We start from the raw sequence: 25,077 nt of genomic DNA, 5'->3' as shown, positions 1-25,077 counted from the left end.
CACTTCTATTCCAGCTGCGCTCTGTGGGGAGTGCCACATGTTAGCGGGGCGCGGCGGTCGAGCAAGCACGTTGCGGCACGCCTCTTGATTTCCGGCACCGAAAGTCGCATGCGATTCCCGGTGCGGGAAATGAGGAAGGGTGCGTGTGTTGGGTCAGTGCGCGTGGACCGGGAGGGTGAGCTGCATGAGGGTGAGGTTCATCCAGCGGCCGAACTTGTGGCCTACCTCGGGGAACTCACCGATGATGCGGAAGCCGAAGCGTTCGTGCAGTTGGATCGAGCCGGTGTTGCCGGATTCGATGCCTGCGATGACGGCGTGCACGTGACCCGACTGCCGTGCCCGGTCGAGCAGCTCGGTGAGCAGGGCGGTCGCGATGCCGCGGCGCTGGAACCGCTCGTCGACGTACACCGAATTCTCCACGGTGAAGCGGTAACCCGCCTTGGGCCGCCACGGACCGTAGCTGGCGTATCCGGCGACCACGCCGTCGATCTCGGCGACGAGGATCGGCAGGCTCGCCGCGGTACGCGCCTCGAACCAGGCGAGGCGCTCGTCGAGGCCGACCTGCTCGAGATCCCAGATCGCGGTCGAGGTGGCGATATTCGCGTTGTGGATCTCCAGGATCGCGGACAGGTCGTCGCGGTGCGCGTCCCGGATGAGGGTGGGGCGGGTGTCGAGCTGGTCGGTCATCGATCGTCTCCGGGTCGTCCCACGGTCGCGGCCAGTGCGGCGCCGATGGTGGGGTGCTGGAACTCGTAGCCCGCCTCCTCGAGGGCCGTGGGTATTGCGCGCGGTCCGTGCAGGATCGCCTCCTGCGCGAACTCGCCGATGAGTGCCCGCAGCGCGAACGCGGGAACCACCAGCGGGGTGGGCCGATGCACGGAACGTCCGAGCGCACGGCTGAATTCGGCGTTGGTGACCGGCGCCGGGCCGACGACGTTGAGCGGTCCGGTGAGGGAGTCGGTGCCGAGGGTGAAGACGATCGCGCCGATCTCGTCGGCCAGCGAGATCCACGGCGTGTACTGCCGTCCGCTGCCGAGACGTCCGCCGAGGCCGAGCGAATACAGCGGGTGCAGCATGCTGAGCAGACCGCCGTGCCGGGACAGGACGACGGCGCTGCGCAACAGCACGGTTCGCACGCCCGCGTCGGCGGCCGGCCGGGTCGCGGCCTCCCAGTCGCGACACAGCGTGCCGAGGAAACCCGAACCGGCGGGCGCGGTTTCGTCGACCACCCGGTCGCCGGTGTCGCCGCCGTAGAAGTGCACGCCGCTGGCGTTCAGCAGCGTCGGCACGCTCGCCTTGACGACCGCGGCGGCCAGCACGTCGGTCGGGGTGATCCGGCTGTCGCGCAATTCCTGCTTGAAGCTGCCGTTCCAGCGACGACGCCCGATGCTCGCGCCGCACAGGTTGACCACCGCGTCCGCGCCGCGCAACGCCCGCTCGTCCAGTTCGGCACGGACCGGATCCCAGGTGAACTCGTCCGGCCCCGCCGCCCGCCTGCGAACCAGGCGGGCGACCTCGTGCCCGTCGCGGCGCAGAGCCGCGACGAGCGCTGTCCCGATCAGCCCGGACGAACCGGCGATCACGACCTTCATGCGAGCACGACGGTTAGAGCCCGAGGTCGGCCTCGAACGCGGCCTCCTCGAGCCGGTGCCGGATCGTGGTGAGGAAGCGACCCGCGTCCGCGCCGTCGATCAGGCGGTGGTCGTAGGTGAGCGGCAGGTAGCACATCGAACGCACGCCGATGGACTCGCTGCCGGTGTCGTCCTTCACCACCACCGGACGCTTGACGATCGCACCCGTACCGAGCATGCCCGCCTGCGGCGGCAGCAGGATCGGGGTGTCGAACAGGGCGCCCTGGCTGCCGATGTTGGTGATGGTGAACGTGCCGCCGGCCAACTCGTCCGGCTTGAGGCCACCGTTGCGGGCGCGGTTGGCGATGTCGGCGATGGCACGAGCCAGGCCGGCCAGCGACAGGTCGCTCGCGTTGTGGATCACCGGGGAGAGCAGGCCCTGCTCGGTGTCCACGGCGATGCCGAGGTGCACCGCGGCGTGGTAGGTGACTTCCTTGGTCGAATCGTCGTAGCTGGCATTGACGTTCGGGTGCACACCGAGCGCCTCGACGACGGCCTTGGCGAAGAACGGCAGGAACGTCAGGTTGACGCCCTCGCGCTCCTTGAACGCCGCCTTGGCCTGGGCGCGCAGCGCCGCGATCTTGCTCACGTCGGCCTCGTGCACCTGGGTCAGCTGTGCGGTGGTGCGCAGCGATTCCAGGGTCTTGGTCGCGGTGATCTGACGGATGCGGTTCGCCTTCTGCACGGTGCCGCGCAGATGGGCCAGCTTCGCGCTCGCGGCCGCGGGGGCGGCGGGAGCCTTGGCCGCGGGTGCGGCGGCCGGTGCGGCGGCGGCCGGAGCCGGCGCCTTCTTGGCCTCCGCGGCGGCGAGCACATCCTGCTTGCGGATGCGTCCGCCGACACCGGAACCGGTGAGCGCGGACAGGTCGACGCCGTTCTCGTCGGCCAGCTTGCGGACCAGCGGGGTGACGTACGGGGTCGCGCCATTGCCGCTGGAATCCGGCTCGGGAGCCTTGGCGGCTGCGGGCGCCGGAGCCTTGGCGGCCGGTGCGGGGGCTGCGGGCTTGGGCTCCGGCTTCGGTGCGGGAGCCGCTTCCTGCTTGGGCTCGGGCTTGGGTTCCGGCTTCGGCTCGGGCTTCGGCGCGGGCGCCGACTCGGCCTTGGCGGGGGAACCGCTGCCGATCACGCCGAGCTGTCCACCCACAGCGACGACATCGTCTTCCTGCGCGGTGATTTCGAGCAGTTTGCCCGCCACCGGCGAAGGGATTTCGGTGTCGACCTTGTCGGTGGAGACCTCGAGCAACGGCTCGTCAACGGCCACGTCGTCGCCGACGGCCTTGAGCCACCGGGTGACGGTGCCCTCGGTGACCGACTCGCCCAGTTCGGGCATCCTGACCGAGGTGCCCTCGCCCGACGACGCGGGCGCGGCTTCGGCGGCGGGTGCTTCCTGAGCGGCAGGCTCGGGCTCGGCGGCCGGGGCTTCCTCGGCGGGAGCTTCCTGCGCGGGCGCGGCAGCGGCTTCGGGGGCGGGAGCCGAGCTCGGCTCGGGCGCCTCGCCGGCATCGCTGATCACGCCGAGCTCACCACCGACCTCGACCACATCATCTTCTTGGGCGACGATCTTCGACAGCACGCCCGCCTGCGGGGACGGGATCTCCGTGTCGACCTTGTCGGTGGAGACCTCGAGCAGCGGCTCGTCGACCTCGACCGTGTCTCCTTCCTGCTTCAGCCACCGGGTGACCGTTCCCTCGGTGACGCTCTCACCAAGAGCTGGCATCTGGACGGAGAAGGCCATGTCCTCTGACTCCTCTGACTGCTCGACGGGTTTCTACAACAGTTGATCTCTCGGCGGACCCCCGTCGCGGGTTGCGGCGCGAGTCCGAAAGCCACCGATCATTGTGCGTGGCACCGGAGATCTGTGTGGTTCTTGTACCGCGATCCATCCTTGCACTCGACTGCACGGCGCGTAGCACAAGGGCAGTGAACTTCGCGGAGCTGGCAAGATAGAGGGACCGGTGCGCACGATGCGCCGGGGTTGGAAAGGAGGTGCGCGTCGTTGGGTTTGCTGGATCGTTTCCGAGGCGGCGCGACCCGGGGTGGTAGCGCGATACGTGCGGGTTCCGGGGGTAGCGAGGACGCCCGCTATCTGGCCGAGTGGGTGCGCACCCACGTCGGCGTCGAGGGCTATGTGGAGCCGAAAACAACCGTGACCGATGTCACTGTCGTGTTGATCGCCGCCGACGGTGCATGGACGCGCCGGATCGTCGGTGAGCGCGGAGCGCAGCGGCTTGCCAAGGATTTGCGGATCCCCGTTTATGACGTCGCCAAGACCGGATATCCGCAACGGATGCGGGACTACGACGCTCGCAAACGCATCGAACGTCAGCGCGCGTTCGAGGCGGATCTCCGCGATTTATAGCCCATGGCTACCGTCGAGCGACCTGCTTTCGTGTCGCAGATGTCCTGATTCTTCGCGCGCAGAATCGCATGCGAATCGGCGCGCGGGGAGGCCGAGAAGTGCGCGGGTTCGGGGCCGAGCGGTCGTCCTGCGCGATTCCGTGCGCGGACTGTTCCCCGCCCGCCGATGTGGTTGATCGAGGGGGAACTGGTGCAGGTCGGCTCTCGGCCGTTACCGACACCAGTTCCCCGTGATCGTTCGTCCAGGTCCGGCGGGCCCCGAGGAGGCGTCCATCCCGGGACGGCGCGCCGGGGTCACTCCGCGGCGATGTCCTCGATGACGGCGATCAGGGTGCGGACCGGGACGCCGGTGCCGCCCTTGCCGATGTAGCCGAACGGGCCGCCGGTGTTGTAGGCCGGGCCTGCGACGTCGAGGTGGGCCCACTGCACGCCCTCGGGGACGAACTCCTTCAGGAACAGTCCGGCCGAGAGCATGCCGCCCCACCGGTGCGGTGCGACGTTGGCCAGGTCGGCGATCTTCGAGTTCAGATCGGCGCGCAGTTCGGCAGGCAGCGGCATGGCCCAGCCGTTCTCGCCGATCTCGCGGGAGATCGCGGCGACCCGGTCGCGGAACGCCTCGGTGCCCATCACGCCGGGCGTGCGGGTGCCGAGCGCGACCATTTGCGCGCCGGTGAGGGTGGCCACGTCGATCAGGTAGTCGGGCTCGTCCTCGCCGGCCCGCACGATCGCGTCGGCCAGGATGAGCCGGCCCTCGGCGTCGGTGTTGAGCACCTCGACGGTGGTGCCGCCGTACTGGGTGAGCACGTCGCCGGGGCGCTGCGCGGTGGACGACGGCATGTTCTCCGCCATCGGCACAGTCGCGGTGACCGTCACCGGCAGGCTCAGCCGCGCGGCGAGCAGCACGGTGGCCACGACCGCGGCGGCACCGGCCATGTCCGAGGTCATGTTCTCCATGTTCTGTGCGGGCTTGATGGAGATACCACCGGTGTCGAAGGTGATGCCCTTGCCGACCAGCGCGACCTTCTTCGGGCCGCCCGCGTAGCTGATCCGGACCAGCCGCGGCGGCCGCGACGAACCCTTGCCGACTCCGAGCACGCCGCCGTAACCGCCTGCCTCCAAAGCCTTTTCGTCGAGCACCTCGACCTCGAGCCCAGCGGCCTCCGCCAATTCCTGCGCGCGGGAGGCGAACTCGGCGGGGTAGAGGTGGCTGGGCGGGGTGTTGGTGAAATCCCTTGCCGTGGCGACGGCTTCGGCGATCAGCTGGGCCCGGAAGAGTTCCTCCTCGCCGAATTCCGGCTCGGGCACCAGCAATTCGACCTTGGCCACCGGGCGCTCGTCCGGCTTGGGCGCGGACTTGTCCGACTTGAAGGGCGTAAAGGTGTACGCGCCCAAGTAGAAACCTTCGGCGGCGGCACCGAGATCGACGCCGGACAGCGTGGTCACCACGAGCTCGGTACCGGACAGCGCACGGGCCGCGACACCGGCCGAACGACGGACCTGCTCGGCATCGATCTTCTCGGCGGCGCCGAGGCCGACCGCGAGCACGCTGGTCACGCCGTCCAGGCCGGCCGGGGCGGGCACCCTGGTCAGTTCCTCGGACTTGCCCTTCGCGCCGACCGCGCCGAGCTGATCGAGCAGTTCGGCACGGACCTCCGCGGTGAGCACGTCGCCGAACAGGTCCTCGGGCACGATGGCGGGGCCGTTCTCGGACGACGTCAATCCGAGCACGAGCACGTCGGTGTCCGTGCTGATGGTCTGCGTGCGGGCGAGTTCCGGTCCTAGTGGACGATCTGCAACAGCGGTCATGGGCTCAGGCTACTGGGCAGTCCGATCGCGATTCCGTCGAGGAGCAGTGCGAGTCCGGCGTCGAGGATTCGGTCCAAGTCCAGGTCGGGGCCCGGCGGTCCGTCCGAGAACAGCCGATGCAGGACTGGGCGCGAGGCCGGGTCGAGCAGCTCGGGGAGGTCGGCGGGCAGCTCCGGGACGCCGGTGCCGCGCAGGCGGTCGGCGCGTTCCGAATTCGTCAGCAGCGCCAGGCCCTGCACCAAACCGGAGAACGACAGATAGATCGCGAGCATCGACTCGCGAGTCAGGCCGCGGTGGTCGAGCGCGGCGAAGGAACGCTCGAGGATGTCGGCGAGCGCGGGGCCGAGCGGCGGGCGGGTGCGCGCGAGGATCGGCAGCATCCACGGATGGCGCTGGTACAGCTGCCACTCCTCGTGTGCCTCGTAGCTCAGCTTGGCCCGCCAGTCGGTGAGTTCGGTTGCGGGCGGCCGGATTTCGGCGAGTACCAGTTCGGCCATGCCTTCCAGCAGTGTCTCGCGATCGGGGAAATGGCGGTACAGGCCCGCGGTGGCCGCGCCGAGTTCGCTGGCCAGGCGGCGCATGGAAAGTCCGTCGAGGCCGTCGCGATCGGCCAGGTCGACGGCGGCGCGCAGGATGCCGATCGTGGTCAGCCTGGCCGGACGCGCGGTGCGTGGCGCCGGGGTCACTTCGTCGCGGCGGGATCGATAGGCGCGAGCCTGGCAGGCGCGTGAGCAGTACCGGCGTTTGCGGCCGCGCGACGGTTGGGCGAGCGCGCCGCCGCAGATTCCGCACGCCATATCGCCTCCATTTCGACACACGAACAGGTGTGACGAAATGGTAGCCGCACTGCCTTGACCTGCCTACATTGGCGAGAGCACACAGCGTTCACAACGAAAGGGTCAGCGATGGAGATCACGGTTCGGCAGGCGGGCGAGCAAGATCGCGACGCGGTAATCGCGGCGTTCAGCCTCGCCTGCCCCGACGAGGCGGTGACGGCCTGGGTGCTCGAGGGACATCCCTTCGAACAGTTCGGTCCGCACTACGTACCCGAAATGATCGACCGTGCGCTGCGTGACGACGAGATCTGGCTCGCTGGCACGGACGCGGACATCTGGGCGGTGTCGATCTGGCAGCACGTGGATTCGGTGGACCGTTTCGCGAGCGACCTGCTCGCGGCGCGCACGGCAGCCGACGGCGCGCCCGACGTGCGCCCGCTACAGCGAATGGCCGTGGTCACCGACCTGCTCGCGCACTCACATCCCCGCGAACTCCCACACCGATACCTCCAGGTGATCGTCACGGTGCCGCAGCATCGCGGCAAGGGAGCAGGCGCCGCGATCCTGGCAAACCAGACGAAGGCCGCCTCCTCCGCAGGCGTCCCGGCCTACCTGGAAGCAAGCACCGACCGCTCCGCCCGCCTGTACAGCCGCATGGGCTTCACCCAAACCAGCACCACATACGACCTCCCGGACGGCGGACCGACGTTGCGTCCGATGTGGTTCCGCGGCTAACCGGATCGTGCGTGCGTCGAGCGGGCATGGCGGCGGGAAAACGCGAGAGCCGCCGCCGTCATGTCCCGTTCGGTGCTGGCTGGGTCTGGACAGGGCGCGGCTTCCTCGAATCTGTGAAGACCTTCGAGCGGGACATGGTGGCGGAGAAGTGCGAGTGGCGCCGCCGCCATGTCCCGTTCGATGAAGTCTGGCTTCGGGGTCGGATGGGGTGTGAGGAGGGGATCGTCTGGAGGGTCAGACGGTGGGCTGGAGGGAGCGGGCCCGGAGTCGGGAGTCGGCGGATAAGCTCGCCGGGTGACCGACTCGAACCTGCTGCAAGGCCCTATCCATGGTGTACACGTCGAGCTGGGGGCGACTTTCGCGCCGTTCGGCGGGTGGGAAATGCCCGTCTCGTACGAGGGGACGGTGGCCGAACATCAGTCGGTCCGCACCACGGTCGGCCTGTTCGATGTGAGCCATCTCGGCAAGGCGACGGTGCGTGGTGCGGGCGCGGCGGCCTTCGTGAATTCGGCGCTCACCAACGACCTCGGCCGGATCCGGCCGGGCAAGGCGCAGTACACGCTGTGCTGCGCGCCCGACGGTGGCGTGATCGATGACCTGATCGCCTACTACGTGAGCGATGACGAGATCTTCCTGGTGCCCAATGCCGCCAACACCGCGTCGGTGGTCGCGGAGCTGCAGAAGGTGGCGCCCGAGGGCATCACGGTGACCGACGAACACCGGGAGTACGGCGTATTCGCCGTGCAGGGCCCCCGCTCGACCGAGGTGCTCGCCGCGCTCGGCCTGCCGACCGAGATGGAATACATGGCCTACGCCGACGCCGAATGGGACGGCCGCCCGGTGCGCGTCTGCCGCACCGGCTACACCGGTGAGCACGGCTACGAACTGCTGCCCCGCTGGGCCGACGCCGAGCCGCTGTTCCGCGCCCTCGTCGCGCAGGTGCGTGCCGCCGACGGTCAGGCCGCCGGCCTCGGCGCCCGCGACACTCTGCGCACCGAGATGGGCTACCCGCTGCACGGCCACGAACTGTCCCTGGAGATCTCTCCGGTCCAGGCCCGTACCGGCTGGGCCGTCGGCTGGAAGAAGCCGGAGTTCTGGGGCAAAGCCGCACTGGAGCAGGAGAAGTCGGCCGGCCCGCGCCGAATCCTGTTGGGCCTCAAGGCACTCGACCGCGGCGTCCTGCGTCAGGGCCAGAACGTCCTGCGTGACGGCGAGCCGATCGGCGAAACCACCTCCGGCACCTTCTCGCCCACCCTCAAGATCGGCATCGCCCTCGCCCTCCTCGACACCGAAGCGGGCATCGAGCCCGGCACCGAGGTCGAGGTAGACGTCCGAGGCCGCCGCCTCCGCTGCGAGGTCATCCGCCCGCCGTTCGTGGAGACGAACACGAAGTAGATACACCGCCGCCCGCACGAGACGACTCATCGCGCGGCGTGTGCCTCGTCGGCACTGATCGAGGCCCTCTGCGACCACCGCGCTAGCGGTATCGCAGGGGGCCTCCGCCGTGCGAACCGCGCCGGCACTACAGCAGCTTCTGTCAGCGCGCACGTCCTTGCACAAGACACAGTCTGTCGCGCGGCGAGTCAGTGCGCGGGATCGCAGAACGTGCGCGGCGAGCCGGATTGGTGGCCCTATCGCACGAGACGAGGTGTCGGGCGGCAGGTGGTGTTGCGCGATAAGCGATACGCGCACTCCTTCGCGCCGGTTTTCTGCGCGCGGTACCCAGATTGCGCGCGAGCGGTCGATTGGCAGTCGCCAGCAATGCGGCGTGGCGCGATACGGCGTGTCGGGTGGCAGTCGCGGCGTGGCGCGTTGCTGAGTGCGCAGAGTGCATACCACCCGGTGCGATTTCCTGGGGCGAATTGGGGCGCGGGGTGCACATTGGTGCGCGAGGGGTTGGGGTGACGGAAAGTTCTGCGGTGTGCGGGCCGATCGGCCGCAAAGCTGGAAAGTGGCTTGGTTAGGATCGACGGCATGACCGTTGCTGCACAGTTTGCCCGTGTCCCGCATCCCGCGCCCGCCCCGGCGCAGCGGGTACAAGAGGTACTGGCGGCGCCCGGGTTCGGGCGGTTCTTCACCGATCACATGGTTTCGATCGACTACACCGACGGCGAGTGGACCAACGCGCGCGTCGAACCGTACGGCCCGCTGGCCCTCGACCCCGCGACCATGGTCTTCCACTATGGGCAGGCCATCTTCGAGGGACTGAAGGCGTACCGGCACAGCGACGGCAGCGTCGCGTGTTTCCGCATCGACGCGAACGCCGCCCGGTTCCGCAGGTCCGCCCGCCGGATGGCGATGGCCGAACTGCCGGAGGAACTGTTCATCGAATCCGTGCGCCAGCTGCTCGAGGTGGATCGCGAGTGGGTGCCCGCCGCGGGCGGTGAGGACTCGCTGTACCTGCGCCCCTTCATGTTCGCCACCGAGGCCGGGCTCGGCGTGAAGCCCGCCGCCGGCTACAAGTACCTGCTGATGGCTTCCCCGGCCGGTGCCTACTTCCCGCGCGGCGTGAAGCCGGTGCGGGTGTGGTTGTCGACCGAGTACGTGCGCGCCGCGCCCGGCGGCACCGGCGAGGCCAAGGTCGCGGGCAATTACGCCGCGTCGCTGCTCGCGCAGGCGGAGGCGACCGAAAAGGGCTGCGATCAGGTGGTCTGGTTGGACGCGTGCGAGCGCCGCTACGTCGAGGAGATGGGCACCAACAACCTGTTCTTCGTCTTCGGCTCCGGCTCGGAGGCGCGTCTGGTCACCCCGGAGCTGTCCGGTTCGCTGCTGCCCGGCATCACCCGCGACTCGCTGCTCACCCTCGCCGCCGACTCCGGATACCCGGTCGAAGAGCGCAAGGTGTCGGTCGAGGAATGGCGCAAGGGTGCCGAATCAGGTGAAATCACCGAGGTTTTCGCGTGCGGTACCGCCGCGGTGATCACCCCCGTCGGCTGGGTCCGCTCCGCCGAGGGCGAGTTCACCATCGGCGGCGGCGAGCCCGGCGAGGTCACCATGGCACTGCGCGACACCCTCACCGGCATCCAGCGCGGCACCTTCGCCGACATCCACGGGTGGATGCGCGGCATGTGATCAATCGAGTGGCAGCACACCATGGCGGGGTCTCTCGCGATGTGCCGCCGTGGTGTGCCACTCGATCTCAGCTGGGCATGAAAACGTGCCACTCGTCGAGGGTTTTCGGGCGCAGCACGTAGTTTTTGTCCCGGACAGTGGAGAGCGGGGCGTAGGGCTCCTCCGAATACCAGTGGCCGGGGTAGACGACCGGATCGCCGGACAATTCGGCTAAATAGCGCAGGCTGCGGAACATTTCGTCGGAGTCGCCGCCGGGGAAGTCGGTGCGGCCACAGCCGTCGACGAACAGGGTGTCGCCTGCGATGAGGCGGTCGTCGAACAGGAAGCATTGGCTGCCGGGCGTGTGCCCCGGGGTGTGCAGCAATTCGATGTCGAAGGCGCCGACGCTGACCTTGTCGCCGTGTTCGTGGCCGGTGAGTTCGCTCGGCGCGATGCCGGTGACGTTGGCCACCCAGGAGAGCTCCTGCGCGTTGATATGCACTGGGACGCTTATCTTTTCGAGCAATTCCCGCACCCCGCCCAGGGTGAACCCGAGCATCGTTCCGCCCACATGGTCCGGATGGTGATGGGTCGCGAGCACCCCGGTCAGCCGTAGTCCGTCGCCCTCGGCGATATCGACCAGATCGCCTGCCGCGTACGCCGGATCGACCACCAAGCACTCGCCGGTTTCCTGATCGCCGATCAGATACGCGAAATTCCGCATCTGCGTCGCAATCGGATCGCCGACGGCGTAATCCCTCCCCGACAACAGCTGGCGAAAATACAGGCGCTCAGAAGACATACCGCACACCTTATTGCCCGACCCAGACGATCCGCGCGCCGCCGCCGCAAATAGTTTGCTGCGCCGAACCCGTACCTTCCCGTGAACCTGGACATCTGCCCACTCGGGGCCTGATCAAGATCAACGGGTGGATGTGTTGCCCGGGCTGTCTCCGTCGTTGGGGGCGTTGATCAAAGCCCCAGATTCGCGGTCCGATCGAACCTCATCGCGGCAGGGGTGTGCTCGGCGTAGGCCGGCAAGGTGCTCTTAGCGGTAGCAGGACAGGGTGGCGGCCGTGAGGGAGACGGTGAGTTCTATGGCGGCGCCGAGGGTGTCGCCGGAGAGGCCGTCGAATCGGCGGACGCAGTGGCGGATCAGGATGATCGATGCGGCCAGGGCTATGAGGATGGCGAGGGGGCCTTGCCAGTGGTTGGCGGTGGCGAAGATGGCGGCGGCGAAGGCGGCGACGGACCAGGCCGCGGCAGTGAGTGGGCGCTGGGTGCCTGCGACGAGGGCGCCGAAGTTGGCGTCCGGTGCGGCGCCGATTCCGGTGCGGCAGGCGAGAACTACCGCGACGCGGCCGACGGTGATCGCGAGGGCGACGGCGAACCAGCGGTCCGCCTCGGCCAAAGCGGCGAACGAAAGTGCTTGGACGCCAATGGCGAACACGATGGCGGCGACACCGAAGGGGCCCGCGCCGCCACTCTTCATGATCTGTCTGGCACGCTCGGGCGGACCGTAACTGCCGAGTCCGTCCATCGTGTCGGCGAGCCCGTCCAGATGCATACCCCGCGTGATCAACGCCAACGCCCCGACCACCAGCAGCCCGGCGAGCATCGAACTCACCCCCGCCCAGACCAGCACCCACAGCAGCCCGGCCGCCCCCGCACCGAGCAGCCCACCGACCAACGGCGCCAACGCAATTGCCCGCCTGGCCGCCGTCCGGTCAACACTCTCCGGCCCACGCACCGGAAGGACGGTCAGCCAGGACACCGCCAGCCGCAGCCCATTCATATGGGGCGTGTGGCGGGTTTTTCGACCAGCGGCCGGTCGCTCATTTCCGCAAGTCCGGCGTGGCCGGGGGAGTGTCCGCGGTGGGTTCCGGGTTGTCCGCGGGGACAGTGAGTTCCGTGTTTTCGGCGGTGCTCACGCCCGCTTCGGCGAAGGTGGACATCTCCGCGAGGGTGGCGACCGCGGCGCGCAGGATCGGCAGGGCGGTGAGGGCGCCGGACGCTTCACCGAGGCGCATGTTCAGATCGAGCAATGGCTCCAGGCGCAAGCGCTGCAGGGCCAGGTTGTGGGCGGGTTCGGTGGAGCGATGGCCCGCCAGCCACCAGGCGGAGGCGCCCGCAGCCAGGTCCTCGGCGACCAGCGCGGCGGCCGTGACGACCACACCGTCGAGAATGACCGGCGTCCGGCGTGCAGCGGCCTGGGCGAGGAACGCGGCCATTGCGGCGAAATCGGCGCCCGCGGCGACGCGCAACAATTCGACCGGGTCCTTGACGATCGGACGAGCCCGGCGCATGGTGTCGCGGATCGCGGCGACCTTGCGTGCCCAGCCCGCGTCGTCGACGCCGGTGCCGCGGCCAACGGCGGCAACGGGTTCGGTGTCGGTGAGCGTCGCGATGAGGGCCGTGGCGGGGGTGGTGTTGCCGATGCCCATGTCGCCCGCGATGAGCACGTCGGCGCCCGCGTCGATCTCCTCGTCGGCGATCGCCTTACCCGCGGCGAGGGCGGCCGCGACCTCCTCGGCGGTGAGCGCGTCCTCGCGGTCGATCGACCCGCTGGAGCGGCGCACCTTGTGCTTGGCGACGAGCGAATCGGTCTCGCCGTCGACGGAAATATCCGCGACCCGGACGGTGGCGCCCGCGACCACGGCGAGCGCGTTCACCGCCGCACCGCCACCGAGGAAGTTCGCCACCATCTGCGCGGTGACCTCGCTCGGGTACGCCGAAACCCCGTGTCGCGCAACGCCATGATCCCCGGCGAACACCACCACCCTGGCCCGCTCGAACTGCTTCGGCGGGCACACCCCCTGGCAGGCCGCCACCCAGTTGCCGAGCTCCTCCAACCGCCCGAGCGACCCACCGGGTTTGGTCAACTGTGCCTGCCGCTGCTCGGCCGCCGCCCGAACCTGTGCGTCAGGTGGCGTCACCGGTCCAAATCCGTGTGTCACTATCGAGCCTTTCCGGTCAGGACGGTCCATACCCTCATACGCCGCTCAATCTTGCCCGCCACAACCATCACCCCGCACATCACCCGCTCCAACTCGCCGGTGTCATCGCCCACATACGCTGTGGACTGTCTGAAGCGCAGCGCGGGTTTTGAGCACCACCCTGATGCCTCCAGTCACCGGGCACGTCGCCTGACAGCCCGATGGGTCGATCCGCCCGCTCGTCCGCCCGAGCGCCTGACCGTCCGTCCGAGCGCCCGAGCACCGCCCGGCAGCCCGGCAGCCCGGCGAATGGGTCGACCGCCCGACCGACAGAGCCCGACCGCAGCCCGCCCGAACGGCGGCCCGACAGTCCGACGACAATTCGACCGACCGGCTGCTCGACGACCGGCTGCACGACGACCGGCTGCTTGTCCGACCGGCTGACCGCCCGGCAGCCGTCTGTCCGCCCGGCAGCCCGAGCGCCGACTGACAGCCCGACAGCCCGACGGCGGCCCGCCTGATGGAGGTCGCCCGCCCGTGCGCCCGTGCGAGCGCCCGGCAGCCAGACAGCCCGACCGATGGGTCGACAGCCCGACCAACAGAGCCCGAGCGCAGCCCGCTGGAACGGCGGCCCGCCTGATGGAGGTCGCCCGTGCCCGTCCACCCGACCGAGCGAGCGCCCGGCAGCCCGTGCGCACCGCCCGACAGCCCGACCGACGGGTCGACCGACGGGTCGACCGACGACCGGCCAGAGCCAGAGCGCCCGACCGACAGTCCGCCCGCTGCCCGCCCGAACGGCTGCCCGACAATGCCCGACAGCCCGACGGGTCGACGGGTCGACGGGTCGACGGGTCGACAACTGTTCTGTTCCTGTGTGGAGGGCCGAGCTGCTGCGCGAAGTAATGACTACTTGGTCTCGGGGGGACTGGTACAGCGAGTAGTTGTCCGTGCCGATTCACTTGAGGCGCAGGGGGAGTCCGGCTACGACGAGGAATGCTTCGTCGCAGGCTCGAGCGAGGCGTTGGTTCAGGGTGCCGATCTCGTCGCGGAAGAGGCGGCCGGAGCGGGTGGCGGGGATGATGCCCATGCCGACCTCGGGGCTCACGATGATCAGGCGGTGCGGGTAGGCGGCGACGGCGGCGACCAAGGCGTCGGCGTCGGGAGCGACGGTGCCGCGCGGGGATTCCCAAGCGTCGTGGGCGTCGATGCGCGCGGTGAGCCAGGTGCCGATGTCATCGATCAGCGTGGCGCCCTCCGGTCCCGGAGCGCCGAGAACGGCTGCTGGATCGGCACTTTCGAGCACAGTCCAGTCGGCGGGTCTGCGTTCGCGATGCGTGGCGATGCGTTCGGCGAAGTCGAGGTCGGCGGGGTCGGGAATCGAAGTCGCGAGATAGCGGACCGGCCCGTGCGCCTCCGCGGCCAACTCTTCGGCATAGCCCGATTTACCGGACCGAGCGCCGCCGAGGACAAGGGTCCGGCGCGGCTCGACCGACGAGACACTGTGCGACACGTCAGCACGGTATCAACCACCCTCGACGTTCCCGCGTCGGCGCTGGCGGGAGTGTCACCAGGCTGCCGCGTCCCGGGTTCGGCGCGCCTCGGCGTCGCGAGACAGCACACGATTGCGGCGGTCTTACGCGCAGGACCTTCGCAGAAGCCCACCGGCGCCGCCAGGCCGCCGCACTCCGAATCCGGGTGATCACCAACGCCGTTCAAGATCATGGGGAACTGATGTAGGCAACGCCCGAGAGCGCAACTACACCAGTTCCCCATGATCTTGAACGATGTCTGGACGACAACAGCCGCACCCCTTCCCGGAGTGCGGATCCCGCCAGCGGGTGCGGTCAGGCGGGGGTTTCGACCATTTCCGCGCCGAAGCGGCGGCGGTATTCCGTGGGCGCGATGCCGACGAGGCGTTGGAAGTGGTGCCGCAGCAGCGCTCCGGAGCCGAACCCCGCGCGGGCGGCGATCTGTTCGAGGCCGAGGTCGGTTTCCTCGAGCAGCTGCTTGGTGAGCAGCACGCGCTGGTTGGTCAGCCATTTCACCGGGGTGGTTCCGGTTTCGGCGGCGAAGCGGCGGGCGAAGGTGCGAGTGGACATGGTCGAGCGCGCGGCCAGGTCTTCGATGGTGTGCGGGAGGTCGAGGTTGTCGTTCATCCACTCCAGAGTCGGGATGAGGCTGTCGGAGGTGCAGGTGGCGACCGGCCGCTCGATGAACTGACGCTGCCCGCCGTCGCGCTGGGGCGGCACGACCATGCGACGCGCGATCGCGTTGGCCACCGCGCTGCCGAGTTCGCGGCGCACCAGGTGCAGGCAGGCGTCGATGCCCGCGGCGGTGCCCGCGCTGGTGATCAGGTTGCCCGCGTCGACGAAGAGCACGTCGGGATCGACGGTCGCCTCGGGATACATCGCGGCGAGCTCGTCCACATAGCTCCAGTGGGTGGTGCATTTGCGTCCGTCGAGCAGGCCGGCCGCACCGGCGAGGAACGCGCCCGAGCAGACGGTCAGCACGATCGCTCCCGCCGCCGAGGCGTCGCGGACGGCGTCGATGATGCGCGGATCGAACCCGTTTTGCGACGAGGCGGCCGGAATGGCGACCAGATCCGCCTTGGCGAGCTCGTCGAGGCCGTACTCCGGGGTCACCGTGATGCCGGGCGTCCTGGAGTGCAGTGGCTTGCCCGGTGTGGCACTGCACACCTTGAAGTCGAACGCGGGCAGCCCGTCGGCGGTCCGGTCGAGGCCGAAAACCTCACAGACCACGCCGAATTCGAACATGGCCATGTGGTCGGACAGGACGACGGCAACCTTCGACAGCATGCATCCAGTGTACTGGCTGAATCTTTACGAACAGTGGCAGTCCAGCCACTTTCGGCGGTAACTCACCGGGCGCAAAATTACTGCCATGATTACTTTTCTGATCGCAATGGCAGTCATCGTCGCTTTCGCCGCCTTCGTGGCGCACTACTCCGGCCCCGCGGGCTCGTCCAACATCATCGATCGCGACGTCCAGCGTCTGCAGGCCGACCTGTCGGCGATGCACGGCCGAACCACCAACATCTGATCCCGATGTCCCCGCAACCGGCAGCGGCCCGGCTCGTGTCCACGAGCCGGGCCGCAATCATGTTCGGGAGATGCCGAGCCGAGCGAGGTATCGACCGTGCCGAACGCAGGTCCGGCAACAGGCTGAGTTGGTCGAGCGGCTGTCAATGGCCGTTAACGCAGGTGTCGACCGGTCGGCCCCACCTCGACCCGCGACAAACGAACTAGATCGCCTCGCCCGGACTGACCCGAGGCTTCGGCGCCCGCATCTTCCGGATCTGCGACGCCCGCACGAACGCATACCACCCGAGCTTGTAACCGGTGTCCTCAGTGTCCGGGAAACGCTCCCTGACCCGCCCGTTCACGATCCGCCCGAGCAGGAAACCCTCGGCGATCATGAAGAACATCATCACCAGCATCGCCAGCGTGACGATCGTCTGCAGCGCGGGCGCCACGAACATCGACAGGATCAGCACGAGCGCCATCGGCATGAACAGGCCGACCAGGTTGCGCCGGCCGTCCACGATGTCGCGGACGAACGCACGCACCGGCCCCTGATCGCGCGGCAACAGGTACTTGTCCTCGCCGGCGAGCATGCGCGTGCGCCGATCCTGGACGGCCGCCTTGCGCTCGGCGGAGGCTTGTTTGCGCTCCTCCTTGCTGCCGCGAGTGGCCTTGCGCCGGGCGCGGGCCTCCTTCGCGGTGAGCGGTGCCGGCGCGATCGGACCGCGTCGCTTGCCTTGGGCGTCACGGCGTTTCGGAGTGGGACGGCCCTTGCCCGCGGTGGCGGTGACCGCCGTGCGAGTGGTGCCCGCGGCCGAGCCGCCGTCCACGACCGCCGTCTGATCGGCGGCCGCGTCGGTGGTGCTGGACTCGCCGCGACGGAACAATTTCACATCGACCAGGCTATTCGATGGAATACGCGGCGGGAAATGCGGTCCGATTCGCGCAGGTGTGCCGGGTCACGTAGGTTGCGTGTTTCTGCGGGCGCGGTGGTGGCAAGATGGGGAATAGCAGCCCGCCGAGTGGTGTTGACCGACACGACCCGTGCGCTGTTCACGGGTCGACGACAGGTTCCTCGAGGAGAGTTCATGACTGTGCAGAACGAGACCGCCACCGAAACTCACGGTGCCGTGCTGACCGACGCTGCCGCCAGCAAGGCGAAGGCGCTGCTGGACCAGGAGGGTCGCGACGACCTGGCGCTGCGGATCGCCGTGCAGCCCGGCGGGTGTGCGGGCCTGCGGTACCAGCTCTTCTTCGACGATCGCTCGCTCGACGGCGACATCGTTGTCGAGTTCAGCGGCGTCAAGCTGGCCGTCGACCGGATGAGCGCCCCGTACATCCAGGGCGCCTCCATCGACTTCGTCGACACCATCGAAAAGCAGGGCTTCACCATCGACAACCCGAACGCCACCGGCTCCTGCGCCTGCGGCGATTCGTTCAACTGACCGAACCCGTCCGACTCGTCGTAAGCGGGTTCACCGCGTAACAGCCCGGCCCCACGTGAGAAGTTCGCACGTGGGGTTTGCGCATTCTCGGTCAGCGTGGAAGCGTCGGATTTCGTAAGGATTCGGACGGTTCGGGGTGCTACGAGAGGGGCGCTGCGGCCCAACGATCGCGCGCCGCCGGGCATCTCGCCGACCGTGTCCCCCGATCGAGGGGGCCGAGCCCTCGGGCAACATTGGTACGGTAATGCTGGGACTTCGTTCCCGGTCTGCACCGCCTGCCGCCTACCGTTGAAGGGCCAGCCTCGTGTCCATCGCCGTTTCCGCGTCCATCGCCACCGACCACCTCATGCGTTTTCCCGGACGGTTCCGTGACGCACTGCTGGCCGATCAGCTCGATCACGTGTCGCTCAGCTTCCTCGTCGACGATCTGCAGATCCGCCGCGGTGGCGTCGCAGGCAATATCGCCTACGCCATGGGCCTTTTGAATCGCACGCCGCTGCTCGTCGGTGCCGTGGGCGCCGATTTCGCCGAGTACCGCCAGTGGCTGGAATCGCACGGCGTCGACTGCTCCGGCGTGCTGATCTCCGAGCGCGCGCACACCGCGCGTTTCGTCTGCACCACCGACGACGACATGGCCCAGATCGCCTCGTTCTACCCGGGCGCGATGAGCGAGGCCCGCGACATCGCCATCGGTGACCTCGCCAAGGCGCACACGCTGGACCTGGTGCTGGTCGGCGCCAACGACCCCGACGCGATGCTGGTGCACACCGCTCAGTGCCGCGAGCTCGGTATCCCGTTCGCCGCCGACCCGTCCCAGCAGCTGGCCCGCCTCGACGGCGAGCAGGCCGTGCAGCTGATCGACGGCGCCGCATACCTTTTCACCAACAAGTACGAGTGGGCGCTGCTGCTGCAGAAGACCGGTCTCAGCGAGGCCGAGATTGCCCAGCGCGTCGGCATCCGGGTGACCACGCTCGGCGCCGACGGTGTGCACATCGTCGACCGCGACGGCACCGAACTCAGCGTCGGCGTCGTCCCGGAGACCACCAAGGTCGAGCCCACCGGCGTCGGCGACGCGTTCCGCGCCGGTTTCCTCACCGGCCACACCGCGGGCCTCAGCCTGGAGCGTTCGGCTCAGCTGGGTTCGCTCATCGCCGTCCTGGTCCTGGAAACCATGGGCACCCAGGAGTGGACCCTCAACAAGGAGACTGCCCTCGAGCGCCTCGCCGGTGCCTACGGCGCCGAAGCCGCCGCGGAAATCAAGCCGCTGCTCTGATCCGCTCCACCCGAGCATTCGGCTACCGCCGCGCATGAGTTGTGCCGCGGCGCGTAAGTTGTGCTGCCGCGCGTGAGTTCGCCAGCGATTTCGTGCGCGGCGTGAGAATGTCTGCGCGCGAGCAGTTCGCGGTCGCGCGAGCGTGGTTCGCCGCCGATGGGGGAGCTCGCGCCGCCCGATGTCGCCAGACGCAAAGTGCCCCTCCACCTTTCGGTGAGGGGCACTTTGTCCGGATTTACAGCGAGACGGGGTAGACCGGCTCCTGGATCTCCGGCTTGATGCGGTCCTCGACGAAAATGCCGTGCCACACCATGAAGACCAGCAGGGTCCACAACCGGCGGCTGTGGTCCGAGGTGCCCGCGCGGTGGGCGACGAGCATGTCGCTGATCGCGGCCTTGTTCAGCAGGTGGTCGGTCTGCGATTCGAGAATCTGCTGCTGGGCCCAGTCGTAGAGTTCGGTGCCGCGCAGCCAGTGCCGCAGTGGGACCGGGAAGCCGAGCTTGGCGCGGTGCAGCACGTGCGCCGGCACGATGCCCTCGAGGGCCTGGCGCAGTGCGTATTTCGTGGTTTCCTTGGTGATCTTCTGCTCGAACGGCAGCCCTTCGGCGACCTTGAACACCTCGGAATCCAGGAACGGCACCCGCAATTCGAGCGAGTTGGCCATGGTGATCTTGTCGGCCTTGACCAGGATGTCGCCGCGCAGCCAGGTGAACAGGTCCAGGTGCTGCATGCGCGCCACCGGGTCCCAGCCGCGCGACTGCGCGTAGATCGGCGCGGTCACGTCCTGATGGGTCCACTCGGGCCGGAATTCGCGTAGCACGGAACGTAATTGGGCGTCGCTGAAGCTGCGCGCGTTGCCGTAGTAACGCTCCTCCAGGCTGAGCGAGCCGCGATGCAGCAGGCTCTTGCCGCGGGTGCCGTCGGGAATGCGATCGGAGAGCTTGCCCGCCAGCTTGCGCAGCCCGCCGGGCAGGTACTCGAAGGGCTTGAGCGACAACGGTTCCCGGTAGATCGTGTAGCCACCGAACAACTCGTCGGCGCCCTCGCCGGACAGCACCACCTTGACGTGCTTGCGCGCTTCCTTCGCCACGAAGTACAGCGGCACCAGCGCCGGGTCGGCCACGGGATCGTCGAGGTACCAGACGATTTCGGGGATCGCGGCGGCGAACTCGGCGGGGGAGACGGTCTTGATGATGTGCCTGGCGCCGATCGCCGCGGCGGTCTCGGCGGCGACGTCGGCCTCGGAGTAGCCCTCGCGTTCGAAGCAGCTGGTGAAGGTGATCAGCTTCGGGTTGTGCCGCATGGCCAGCGCGGCTACCGCGGTGGAGTCGATGCCGCCGGACAGGAACGAGCCGACGGTGACGTCCGCGCGCATGTGCTTGGCGACCGAGTCCTCCATCGCCTCGGCGATCTCGCGGTAGCGAGCGGGCGCCGAACCGGGCGCGAAGGGACGGACCTTGAATTGCGGATGGAAGTAGCGAGTGGTCTTCGGCGCCTCGCCCGGACGGACCGTCGCGTAGGTGCCTGATTCCAGCCGCCTGATGTCCTTGTGTAGCGTCTCCGCCTCCGGCACGTACTGCAGCACCGTGTAGTGCTCCAGCGCCCGCGGATCGAGATCATCGCTCAACCCGAGCGGGGACAGCAGCGCCAGCAAGCTCTTCTTCTCGCTGCCGAACGCGGTGCCGCCGGGACCGGTGGCCAGGAACAGCGGCTTGATGCCGAACGGATCCCGCGCCAGGAACAGCTCGTTGGTCTCGGTGTCCCAGATCGCGAACGCGAACATGCCGCGCAGCTTGTGCACGGCTTCCGGACCCCAGTAGTGGAACGCGGCGACGATGGCCTCGCCGTCGCCCTCGGTGAAGAAGATCGAGTTGTCGGCGAATTCGGCGCCGTGCGCCTCGGCCAGTTCCTTGCGCAGCTCGAGGTAGTTGTAGATCTCGCCGTTGAAGGTCAGCGCGTAGCGCTCCCGGTTCTCCGGCGGACCCCAGCGCAGCGGCTGATGCGAGTGCTCCAGGTCGATGAGTGCGAGGCGGTTGAACCCGAAGATCAGGTGATCGTCGTGCCAGGTGCCACGGTCGTCGGGACCACGGTGCCGCAGGCAGTGCAGCGCGTCGTACACCTGCTCCACCACGCCAGGCGCTGCCTCGTCAGATGTCAGAAACCCGAGCAGTCCACACACGGCGTCGGCAACCTCGTTTCTCCGGTCGGGACACGGCCGGAAATCGGCGTGTCCGAAAGTCTTGCGGGGGCGGTGCGCAGCGTCTGCCGCGAGCGGTTGTTCCGGTGGTGCCGGGGCCTGATCTCGCGGTGAGCACAGCGGCCGAAATGTTGTGTCCGAGTATGCCGCACACGCGCGTCGCGCGCGTACTGCGCACCCTGTCCAGGGCTTTTGCGGACGGATGCGCGGGTGCGCGGGACGCGCGGAGTGTCGAATGCGACCCGACGACAATGCGGGCGCCCGTTTGGTCTACGCTGCGTAGTACTCAGGCCATTCTCAGGCGGCGTACGCGCTCGACCGGAGACCGGCCTGATCATGTGCTTAGAACGTATCGCCAGGGCGGTCGCAGCCCAGGCGGTGCAAATGTCGGAATGTGTGGCGACCAGGAAGGCGTGAGCGTGGCGCACAAGGCGAGCGAAGAGATCGGGGCACGTCCCGCCCGGGGACGGATCCTTCGGCGGGCCGGGCTGGCGGTGTCCCTCGGGATCACCGCGGTGCTCGTCTCGGGCTGCTCGATCGACAATGTTTGGCTGCGGTTCGGCTGGCCCTCGGGCATCACGCCGCAGGCCACCCGGATGCGGGAGCTGTGGACCTGGTCGGTTCTGGCCGCGCTGGTGATGGGCGTGCTGGTGTGGGGTCTGACCTTCTGGACCGTCGCCTTCCACCGCAAGAAGGCCGACTCCCCGGAGTTCCCCCGGCAGACCGGTTACAACGTGCCGCTGGAGCTGACCTACACGGCGGTGCCGTTCGTCATCATCGCGGTGCTGTTCTACTTCACCGTCGTCGTGCAGAACTACGTGCACGAGAAGGTCGACAATCCCGACGTCACCGTCGACGTGACCGCCTTCCAGTGGAACTGGAAGTTCGGCTACCGCAACGTGGACTTCAAGGACGGCGCCAAGTACGACGGCATCGACACCACTCGTGAGGCCGCGAACCAGGAGCAGCTCGAGGGGTACAAGGAAAAGACCAAGGATGGTCACCCGCAGCCGGGCCCGATGCACAACGGCCTGCCCGCGCACGACATCCTGTCCTACCTGCACTACGACAAGGTCGAGACCTACGGTTCCAGCACCGAGGTGCCGGTCCTGGTGTTGCCGACCAACAAGGTGATCGAGTTCCAGCTCGCCGCCGCCGACGTGGTGCACGCCTTCTGGGTGCCGGAGTTCCTGTTCAAGCGTGACGTGATGCCGAACCCGAAGGAAAACCACTCGGACAACATCTTCCAGATCACCAAGATCGAAAAGGAAGGTGCGTTCGTCGGCCGCTGCGCGGAAATGTGCGGCACCTTCCACTCGATGATGAACTTCGAGGTGCGCGCGGTTTCGCCGGACAAGTTCACGAAGTACCTGGACGCGCGCAAGGCGGGCAAGACCAACGCCGAAGCATTGCAGTCCATCGGTGAATCGCCGGTCGCCACGTCGACCCGGCCGTTCAATACCGATCGCACGACCAAGACCGCGGCCGAGGCAAAGTAAGGGACTGATCTGATATGAAGATCGAAGCGCGGATTTTCGAACTGCTGACGGTGTTCTTCGTCATCGTCGCGATTGTCTACGGCTACTTCACCGGCGTATCCCGCACCGGCGTGGAATGGGCCGGTACCACCGCTACGGTGCTGACCGCCGGCCTGTCCCTGATCATCGGCACCTACTTCCGCTTCGTCGCACGTCGCCTCGACCTGCGTCCGGAAGACTACGAAGATGCCGAGATCGTCGACGGCGCAGGCGACCTGGGCTTCTTCTCGCCCGGCAGCTTCTGGCCCATCAGCCTCGCCGGCGCCGGCGCCATCACCGCCCTCGGCCTGGCCTTCTTCCAGTTCTGGCTGATCGGCCTCGGCGTAGTCTGCATCCTCATCGCCGCCGCAGGCCTCGTCTTCGAGTACTACCTGGGCCCCGAGAAGCACTGACCCAATACCCGAAAGCCCCCTCCGCCATCCGCCGGAGGGGGCTTTCGTCGTTTCGAGCAGCACTTGACGTAGGTTGCGTGCTCTTGACGCGGGTTGTAGCAGACATCAAGTGTGTGCAACGTGGGTCAAGTCGGATGGTGGATGCCGACGGGGGGTCTCCCGTGCGCGTGTAGCGGCGGCCGTGGACCGACACCGAGTCCTGAGACGGGCGGAGTGCGGGGGAGTCGGTGCGGGGCGCGGAAGGTGCGGCGATCGGGTGCCGAGGGTGTACACAGCGCGGGCGGTAGCGCGGAGGCTGCTTCGCGGGGCGCCTGCGCGGATGCGGGTGGCATTGCGGTGCACGGGATTTCGGCGGCTAGGCGCCGAGGGCGTGCACGTGCGGGCGATGGCACGGCGGTTGTGCCAGCGAGGCGTACTGTGCGCGGGGTTCGGATCGCGTTGGGGCGGGCGGGGTTCGGCGGGTTAGATGCCGAAGGCGTGCATGAGGCGGGCGGTGGAGCGGGGGGCTACGCCGGCCAGGGCGTACAGGGTGCGGGTGAAGCGGGGCTCGAGGCGGGGGGATCTGGCGTAGATGGCGGTTTCGATGCGATGGGCGGTTTGGTCGGCTTCTAGCGCGTGTTCCTCGGTGTGCTGAGAGTCGAGGTCGGCGCGGAAGGCGGGGTAGTGGACGGCGGTTACCTGGATGCCGTGGGGGGCGAGTTCGGCGTCGGCGCATTGGCCGAAGGTGGTCCAGGCGGCTTGGGCGCTGGCGTAGGAGGCGAAATTCGGTGCGGCGCCGGTGTGTGCGTTCCATGGGCCGACGTTGATGACGTGGCCCGAGCCGGAGCGCAGCATCGCGGGTAGTAGGCCCAGGGTGAGGCGGAGTGGGCCGAAGTAGTTGCTGGCCATCATTTGCTGGTAGTCGCGGAAACGGTTCAGCGACTGGGTCACCGGCTTGCGCGTCGGCCGACCGGCGGTGTTGATCAGCACGTCGACTGTGCCGAATTCGCCGAGCACCCAGCTGACCAGCTGATCGACGTCACCGAGCGCCGAGATGTCGCAACGATTCCAGTCCGCGATGCCGCCGTCCGAGCGGATTTCCTCGCAGGCGCCGATGAGCTCATCGCTGCCGCGCGCCACCAACAGCAGTTGGGCACCTTGGGCGGCAAGCACATTCGCGGTCGCCCGGCCGATGTCGGAGCTGGCATCGGTGATCAGCACGCGCTGTCCGATCAAGCCTCGATCCGGCGGACGGTGACGCTTACGATCTACGAATCCAACCGGGACAGCACGAAATTCGGGCATCGGCACAGCAACCTTCACAAGCGGACGGGCTGAACACACGCACGGCACCGCACTGACAGTGCCCAACCCACATGCCGCCGCTACTTTCTGGCGACCTGCACGGCCGGTCACAGTATAGAGTTTGCCGCCCGTTTGATGGAGCCGTTCGCCAAATGCCCTGGCGCCCTGTCGCACGCCCCATCACGCCGAGCAGGCTACCAAGCCCGCCTCGCCGCCGTGTCCCACTTCGGCTACCCAAACATTGATCGCCGAGCAGGACATCAGGGCGGCGAGTCCTGCGATTTGTCTTGCAGGAGTTCAGCGGCGCGTCCTGCGATTTGCCGCCGCCACGTCCCGTTCGATGTTCGGCTTGCCCGGGATTCGTTGTCGAGCGGGACATGGTGGCGGTCTGTCTTGCGATTTCGCGCCGCCGTGTCCCGTCCGACGCTGGGGCGGTTGGTTTGCCCGCTCGGCCAGCCGGACTCGCTGGTGGCCATGCGAGATTCATTGTCGTACGGGGCTTCACCGAGCCATGTCATGCGCGGCGGCGGTCGCGTGTGGCGTTTGATCTGGTGGAGTTGCCGCTCGGCTGGGGCTTGCTGGCTTCGCCGCTCGGGCGCGCAGGTGTCGTTGTC

General features: G+C 68.2%; 22 protein-coding genes. 9 read left to right on the top strand and 13 right to left on the bottom strand.

Features of this window, described 5'->3' with window-relative positions:
* Positions 1-153: 153 nt before the first annotated feature.
* From ABZ942_RS14865 to sucB, 3 genes are read right to left on the bottom strand one after another with little or no spacing between them, the layout of a single operon-like run.
* Positions 154-687 carry an N-acetyltransferase family protein gene (locus ABZ942_RS14865; protein ID WP_357382072.1) on the bottom strand — a complete coding sequence of 178 codons (534 nt, stop codon included), beginning with the start codon at positions 685-687 and terminating at the stop codon, positions 154-156.
* Positions 684-1,592 carry a TIGR01777 family oxidoreductase gene (locus tag ABZ942_RS14860; protein ID WP_357382070.1) on the bottom strand — a complete coding sequence of 303 codons (909 nt, stop codon included), beginning with the start codon at positions 1,590-1,592 and terminating at the stop codon, positions 684-686. The genes ABZ942_RS14865 and ABZ942_RS14860 overlap by 4 nt, the downstream gene beginning before the upstream one ends.
* 13 nt (positions 1,593-1,605) lie before the next feature.
* Positions 1,606-3,366, bottom strand: a complete 1,761-nt coding sequence (sucB, locus tag ABZ942_RS14855; RefSeq protein WP_357382068.1) for a 2-oxoglutarate dehydrogenase, E2 component, dihydrolipoamide succinyltransferase — start codon at positions 3,364-3,366, stop codon at positions 1,606-1,608.
* Between the two features lie 261 nt (positions 3,367-3,627).
* Here sucB and ABZ942_RS14850 point away from each other — a divergent pair, with 261 nt between their 5' ends.
* Entirely contained in the window at positions 3,628-3,990 is a 363-nt protein-coding gene (locus ABZ942_RS14850) for an oxidoreductase (protein WP_357382066.1), read from the top strand.
* Between the two features lie 293 nt (positions 3,991-4,283).
* Here the strand turns inward: ABZ942_RS14850 and ABZ942_RS14845 are convergent, their stop codons facing one another.
* Both ABZ942_RS14845 and ABZ942_RS14840 read right to left on the bottom strand, forming a co-directional pair.
* Positions 4,284-5,795 carry a leucyl aminopeptidase gene (locus tag ABZ942_RS14845; RefSeq protein ID WP_357382064.1) on the bottom strand — a complete coding sequence of 504 codons (1,512 nt, stop codon included), beginning with the start codon at positions 5,793-5,795 and terminating at the stop codon, positions 4,284-4,286.
* On the bottom strand, positions 5,792-6,592 hold the full coding sequence (locus ABZ942_RS14840) for a TetR/AcrR family transcriptional regulator (protein WP_357382062.1): 801 nt from the start codon (positions 6,590-6,592) through the stop codon (positions 5,792-5,794). Before ABZ942_RS14840 ends, ABZ942_RS14845 begins: the two co-directional genes overlap by 4 nt.
* A 108-nt stretch (positions 6,593-6,700) precedes the next feature.
* On the opposite strand from ABZ942_RS14840, the gene ABZ942_RS14835 reads away from it, so the two are divergent.
* From ABZ942_RS14835 to ABZ942_RS14825, 3 genes are all read left to right on the top strand, one after another.
* Positions 6,701-7,306, top strand: coding sequence for a GNAT family N-acetyltransferase (locus ABZ942_RS14835; protein ID WP_357382060.1), 606 nt, complete (start codon positions 6,701-6,703; stop codon positions 7,304-7,306).
* A gap of 294 nt (positions 7,307-7,600) precedes the next feature.
* A complete protein-coding gene (gene gcvT / locus ABZ942_RS14830; protein WP_357382058.1) occupies positions 7,601-8,701 on the top strand; it encodes a glycine cleavage system aminomethyltransferase GcvT in 1,101 nt (366 codons plus the stop codon).
* 579 nt (positions 8,702-9,280) lie between these two features.
* Complete coding sequence (locus tag ABZ942_RS14825) at positions 9,281-10,378, top strand: branched-chain amino acid aminotransferase (protein ID WP_357382056.1); 1,098 nt, start codon at positions 9,281-9,283, stop codon at positions 10,376-10,378.
* A gap of 67 nt (positions 10,379-10,445) precedes the next feature.
* Here ABZ942_RS14825 and ABZ942_RS14820 read toward each other — a convergent pair whose 3' ends face one another.
* The 5 genes from ABZ942_RS14820 to ABZ942_RS14800 form a co-directional block, all read right to left on the bottom strand.
* Positions 10,446-11,159, bottom strand: coding sequence for an MBL fold metallo-hydrolase (locus ABZ942_RS14820; protein ID WP_357382054.1), 714 nt, complete (start codon positions 11,157-11,159; stop codon positions 10,446-10,448).
* 246 nt (positions 11,160-11,405) lie between these two features.
* Entirely contained in the window at positions 11,406-12,152 is a 747-nt protein-coding gene (locus ABZ942_RS14815) for an adenosylcobinamide-GDP ribazoletransferase (protein WP_357382052.1), read from the bottom strand.
* A 40-nt stretch (positions 12,153-12,192) separates the two neighbouring features.
* Positions 12,193-13,344, bottom strand: coding sequence for a nicotinate-nucleotide--dimethylbenzimidazole phosphoribosyltransferase (gene cobT / locus ABZ942_RS14810; RefSeq protein ID WP_357382050.1), 1,152 nt, complete (start codon positions 13,342-13,344; stop codon positions 12,193-12,195).
* 904 nt (positions 13,345-14,248) lie between these two features.
* Positions 14,249-14,803 (bottom strand): bifunctional adenosylcobinamide kinase/adenosylcobinamide-phosphate guanylyltransferase, encoded by a 555-nt coding sequence (gene cobU / locus ABZ942_RS14805; RefSeq protein WP_357382048.1) that lies wholly within the window; start codon positions 14,801-14,803, stop codon positions 14,249-14,251.
* Positions 14,804-15,137: 334 nt separating this feature from the next.
* Positions 15,138-16,109, bottom strand: coding sequence for a helix-turn-helix domain-containing protein (locus ABZ942_RS14800; protein WP_357382046.1), 972 nt, complete (start codon positions 16,107-16,109; stop codon positions 15,138-15,140).
* 85 nt (positions 16,110-16,194) lie between these two features.
* Here ABZ942_RS14800 and ABZ942_RS14795 point away from each other — a divergent pair, with 85 nt between their 5' ends.
* A complete protein-coding gene (locus ABZ942_RS14795; protein ID WP_357382044.1) occupies positions 16,195-16,353 on the top strand; it encodes a hypothetical protein in 159 nt (52 codons plus the stop codon).
* A 202-nt stretch (positions 16,354-16,555) separates the two neighbouring features.
* Here the strand turns inward: ABZ942_RS14795 and ABZ942_RS14790 are convergent, their stop codons facing one another.
* Positions 16,556-17,164, bottom strand: a complete 609-nt coding sequence (locus ABZ942_RS14790; RefSeq protein WP_357383169.1) for a DUF3043 domain-containing protein — start codon at positions 17,162-17,164, stop codon at positions 16,556-16,558.
* Positions 17,165-17,422: 258 nt separating this feature from the next.
* On the opposite strand from ABZ942_RS14790, the gene ABZ942_RS14785 reads away from it, so the two are divergent.
* Positions 17,423-17,779, top strand: coding sequence for an iron-sulfur cluster assembly accessory protein (locus tag ABZ942_RS14785; protein ID WP_069165132.1), 357 nt, complete (start codon positions 17,423-17,425; stop codon positions 17,777-17,779).
* A 304-nt stretch (positions 17,780-18,083) separates the two neighbouring features.
* Positions 18,084-19,052 carry a carbohydrate kinase family protein gene (locus tag ABZ942_RS14780; RefSeq protein ID WP_357382041.1) on the top strand — a complete coding sequence of 323 codons (969 nt, stop codon included), beginning with the start codon at positions 18,084-18,086 and terminating at the stop codon, positions 19,050-19,052.
* Between the two features lie 235 nt (positions 19,053-19,287).
* Here the strand turns inward: ABZ942_RS14780 and asnB are convergent, their stop codons facing one another.
* A complete protein-coding gene (asnB, locus tag ABZ942_RS14775; RefSeq protein ID WP_357382039.1) occupies positions 19,288-21,231 on the bottom strand; it encodes an asparagine synthase (glutamine-hydrolyzing) in 1,944 nt (647 codons plus the stop codon).
* A gap of 437 nt (positions 21,232-21,668) precedes the next feature.
* On the opposite strand from asnB, the gene ABZ942_RS14770 reads away from it, so the two are divergent.
* Positions 21,669-22,748, top strand: a complete 1,080-nt coding sequence (locus ABZ942_RS14770) for a cytochrome c oxidase subunit II (protein ID WP_357382037.1) — start codon at positions 21,669-21,671, stop codon at positions 22,746-22,748.
* A 14-nt stretch (positions 22,749-22,762) separates the two neighbouring features.
* Positions 22,763-23,179, top strand: a complete 417-nt coding sequence (locus ABZ942_RS14765; RefSeq protein WP_357382035.1) for a cytochrome c oxidase subunit 4 — start codon at positions 22,763-22,765, stop codon at positions 23,177-23,179.
* 462 nt (positions 23,180-23,641) lie between these two features.
* On the opposite strand, the gene ABZ942_RS14760 is transcribed toward ABZ942_RS14765, so the two are convergent.
* Positions 23,642-24,394: an SDR family NAD(P)-dependent oxidoreductase gene (locus ABZ942_RS14760; RefSeq protein ID WP_357382033.1), complete on the bottom strand. Its 753-nt coding sequence runs from the start codon at positions 24,392-24,394 to the stop codon at positions 23,642-23,644.
* Positions 24,395-25,077: the final 683 nt, after the last annotated feature.

The organism is Nocardia sp. NPDC046473 (assembly GCF_040645995.1).
In the GTDB taxonomy this organism is placed as follows: domain Bacteria; phylum Actinomycetota; class Actinomycetes; order Mycobacteriales; family Mycobacteriaceae; genus Nocardia.
This window is presented reverse-complemented; position numbering and strand designations above follow the sequence as displayed.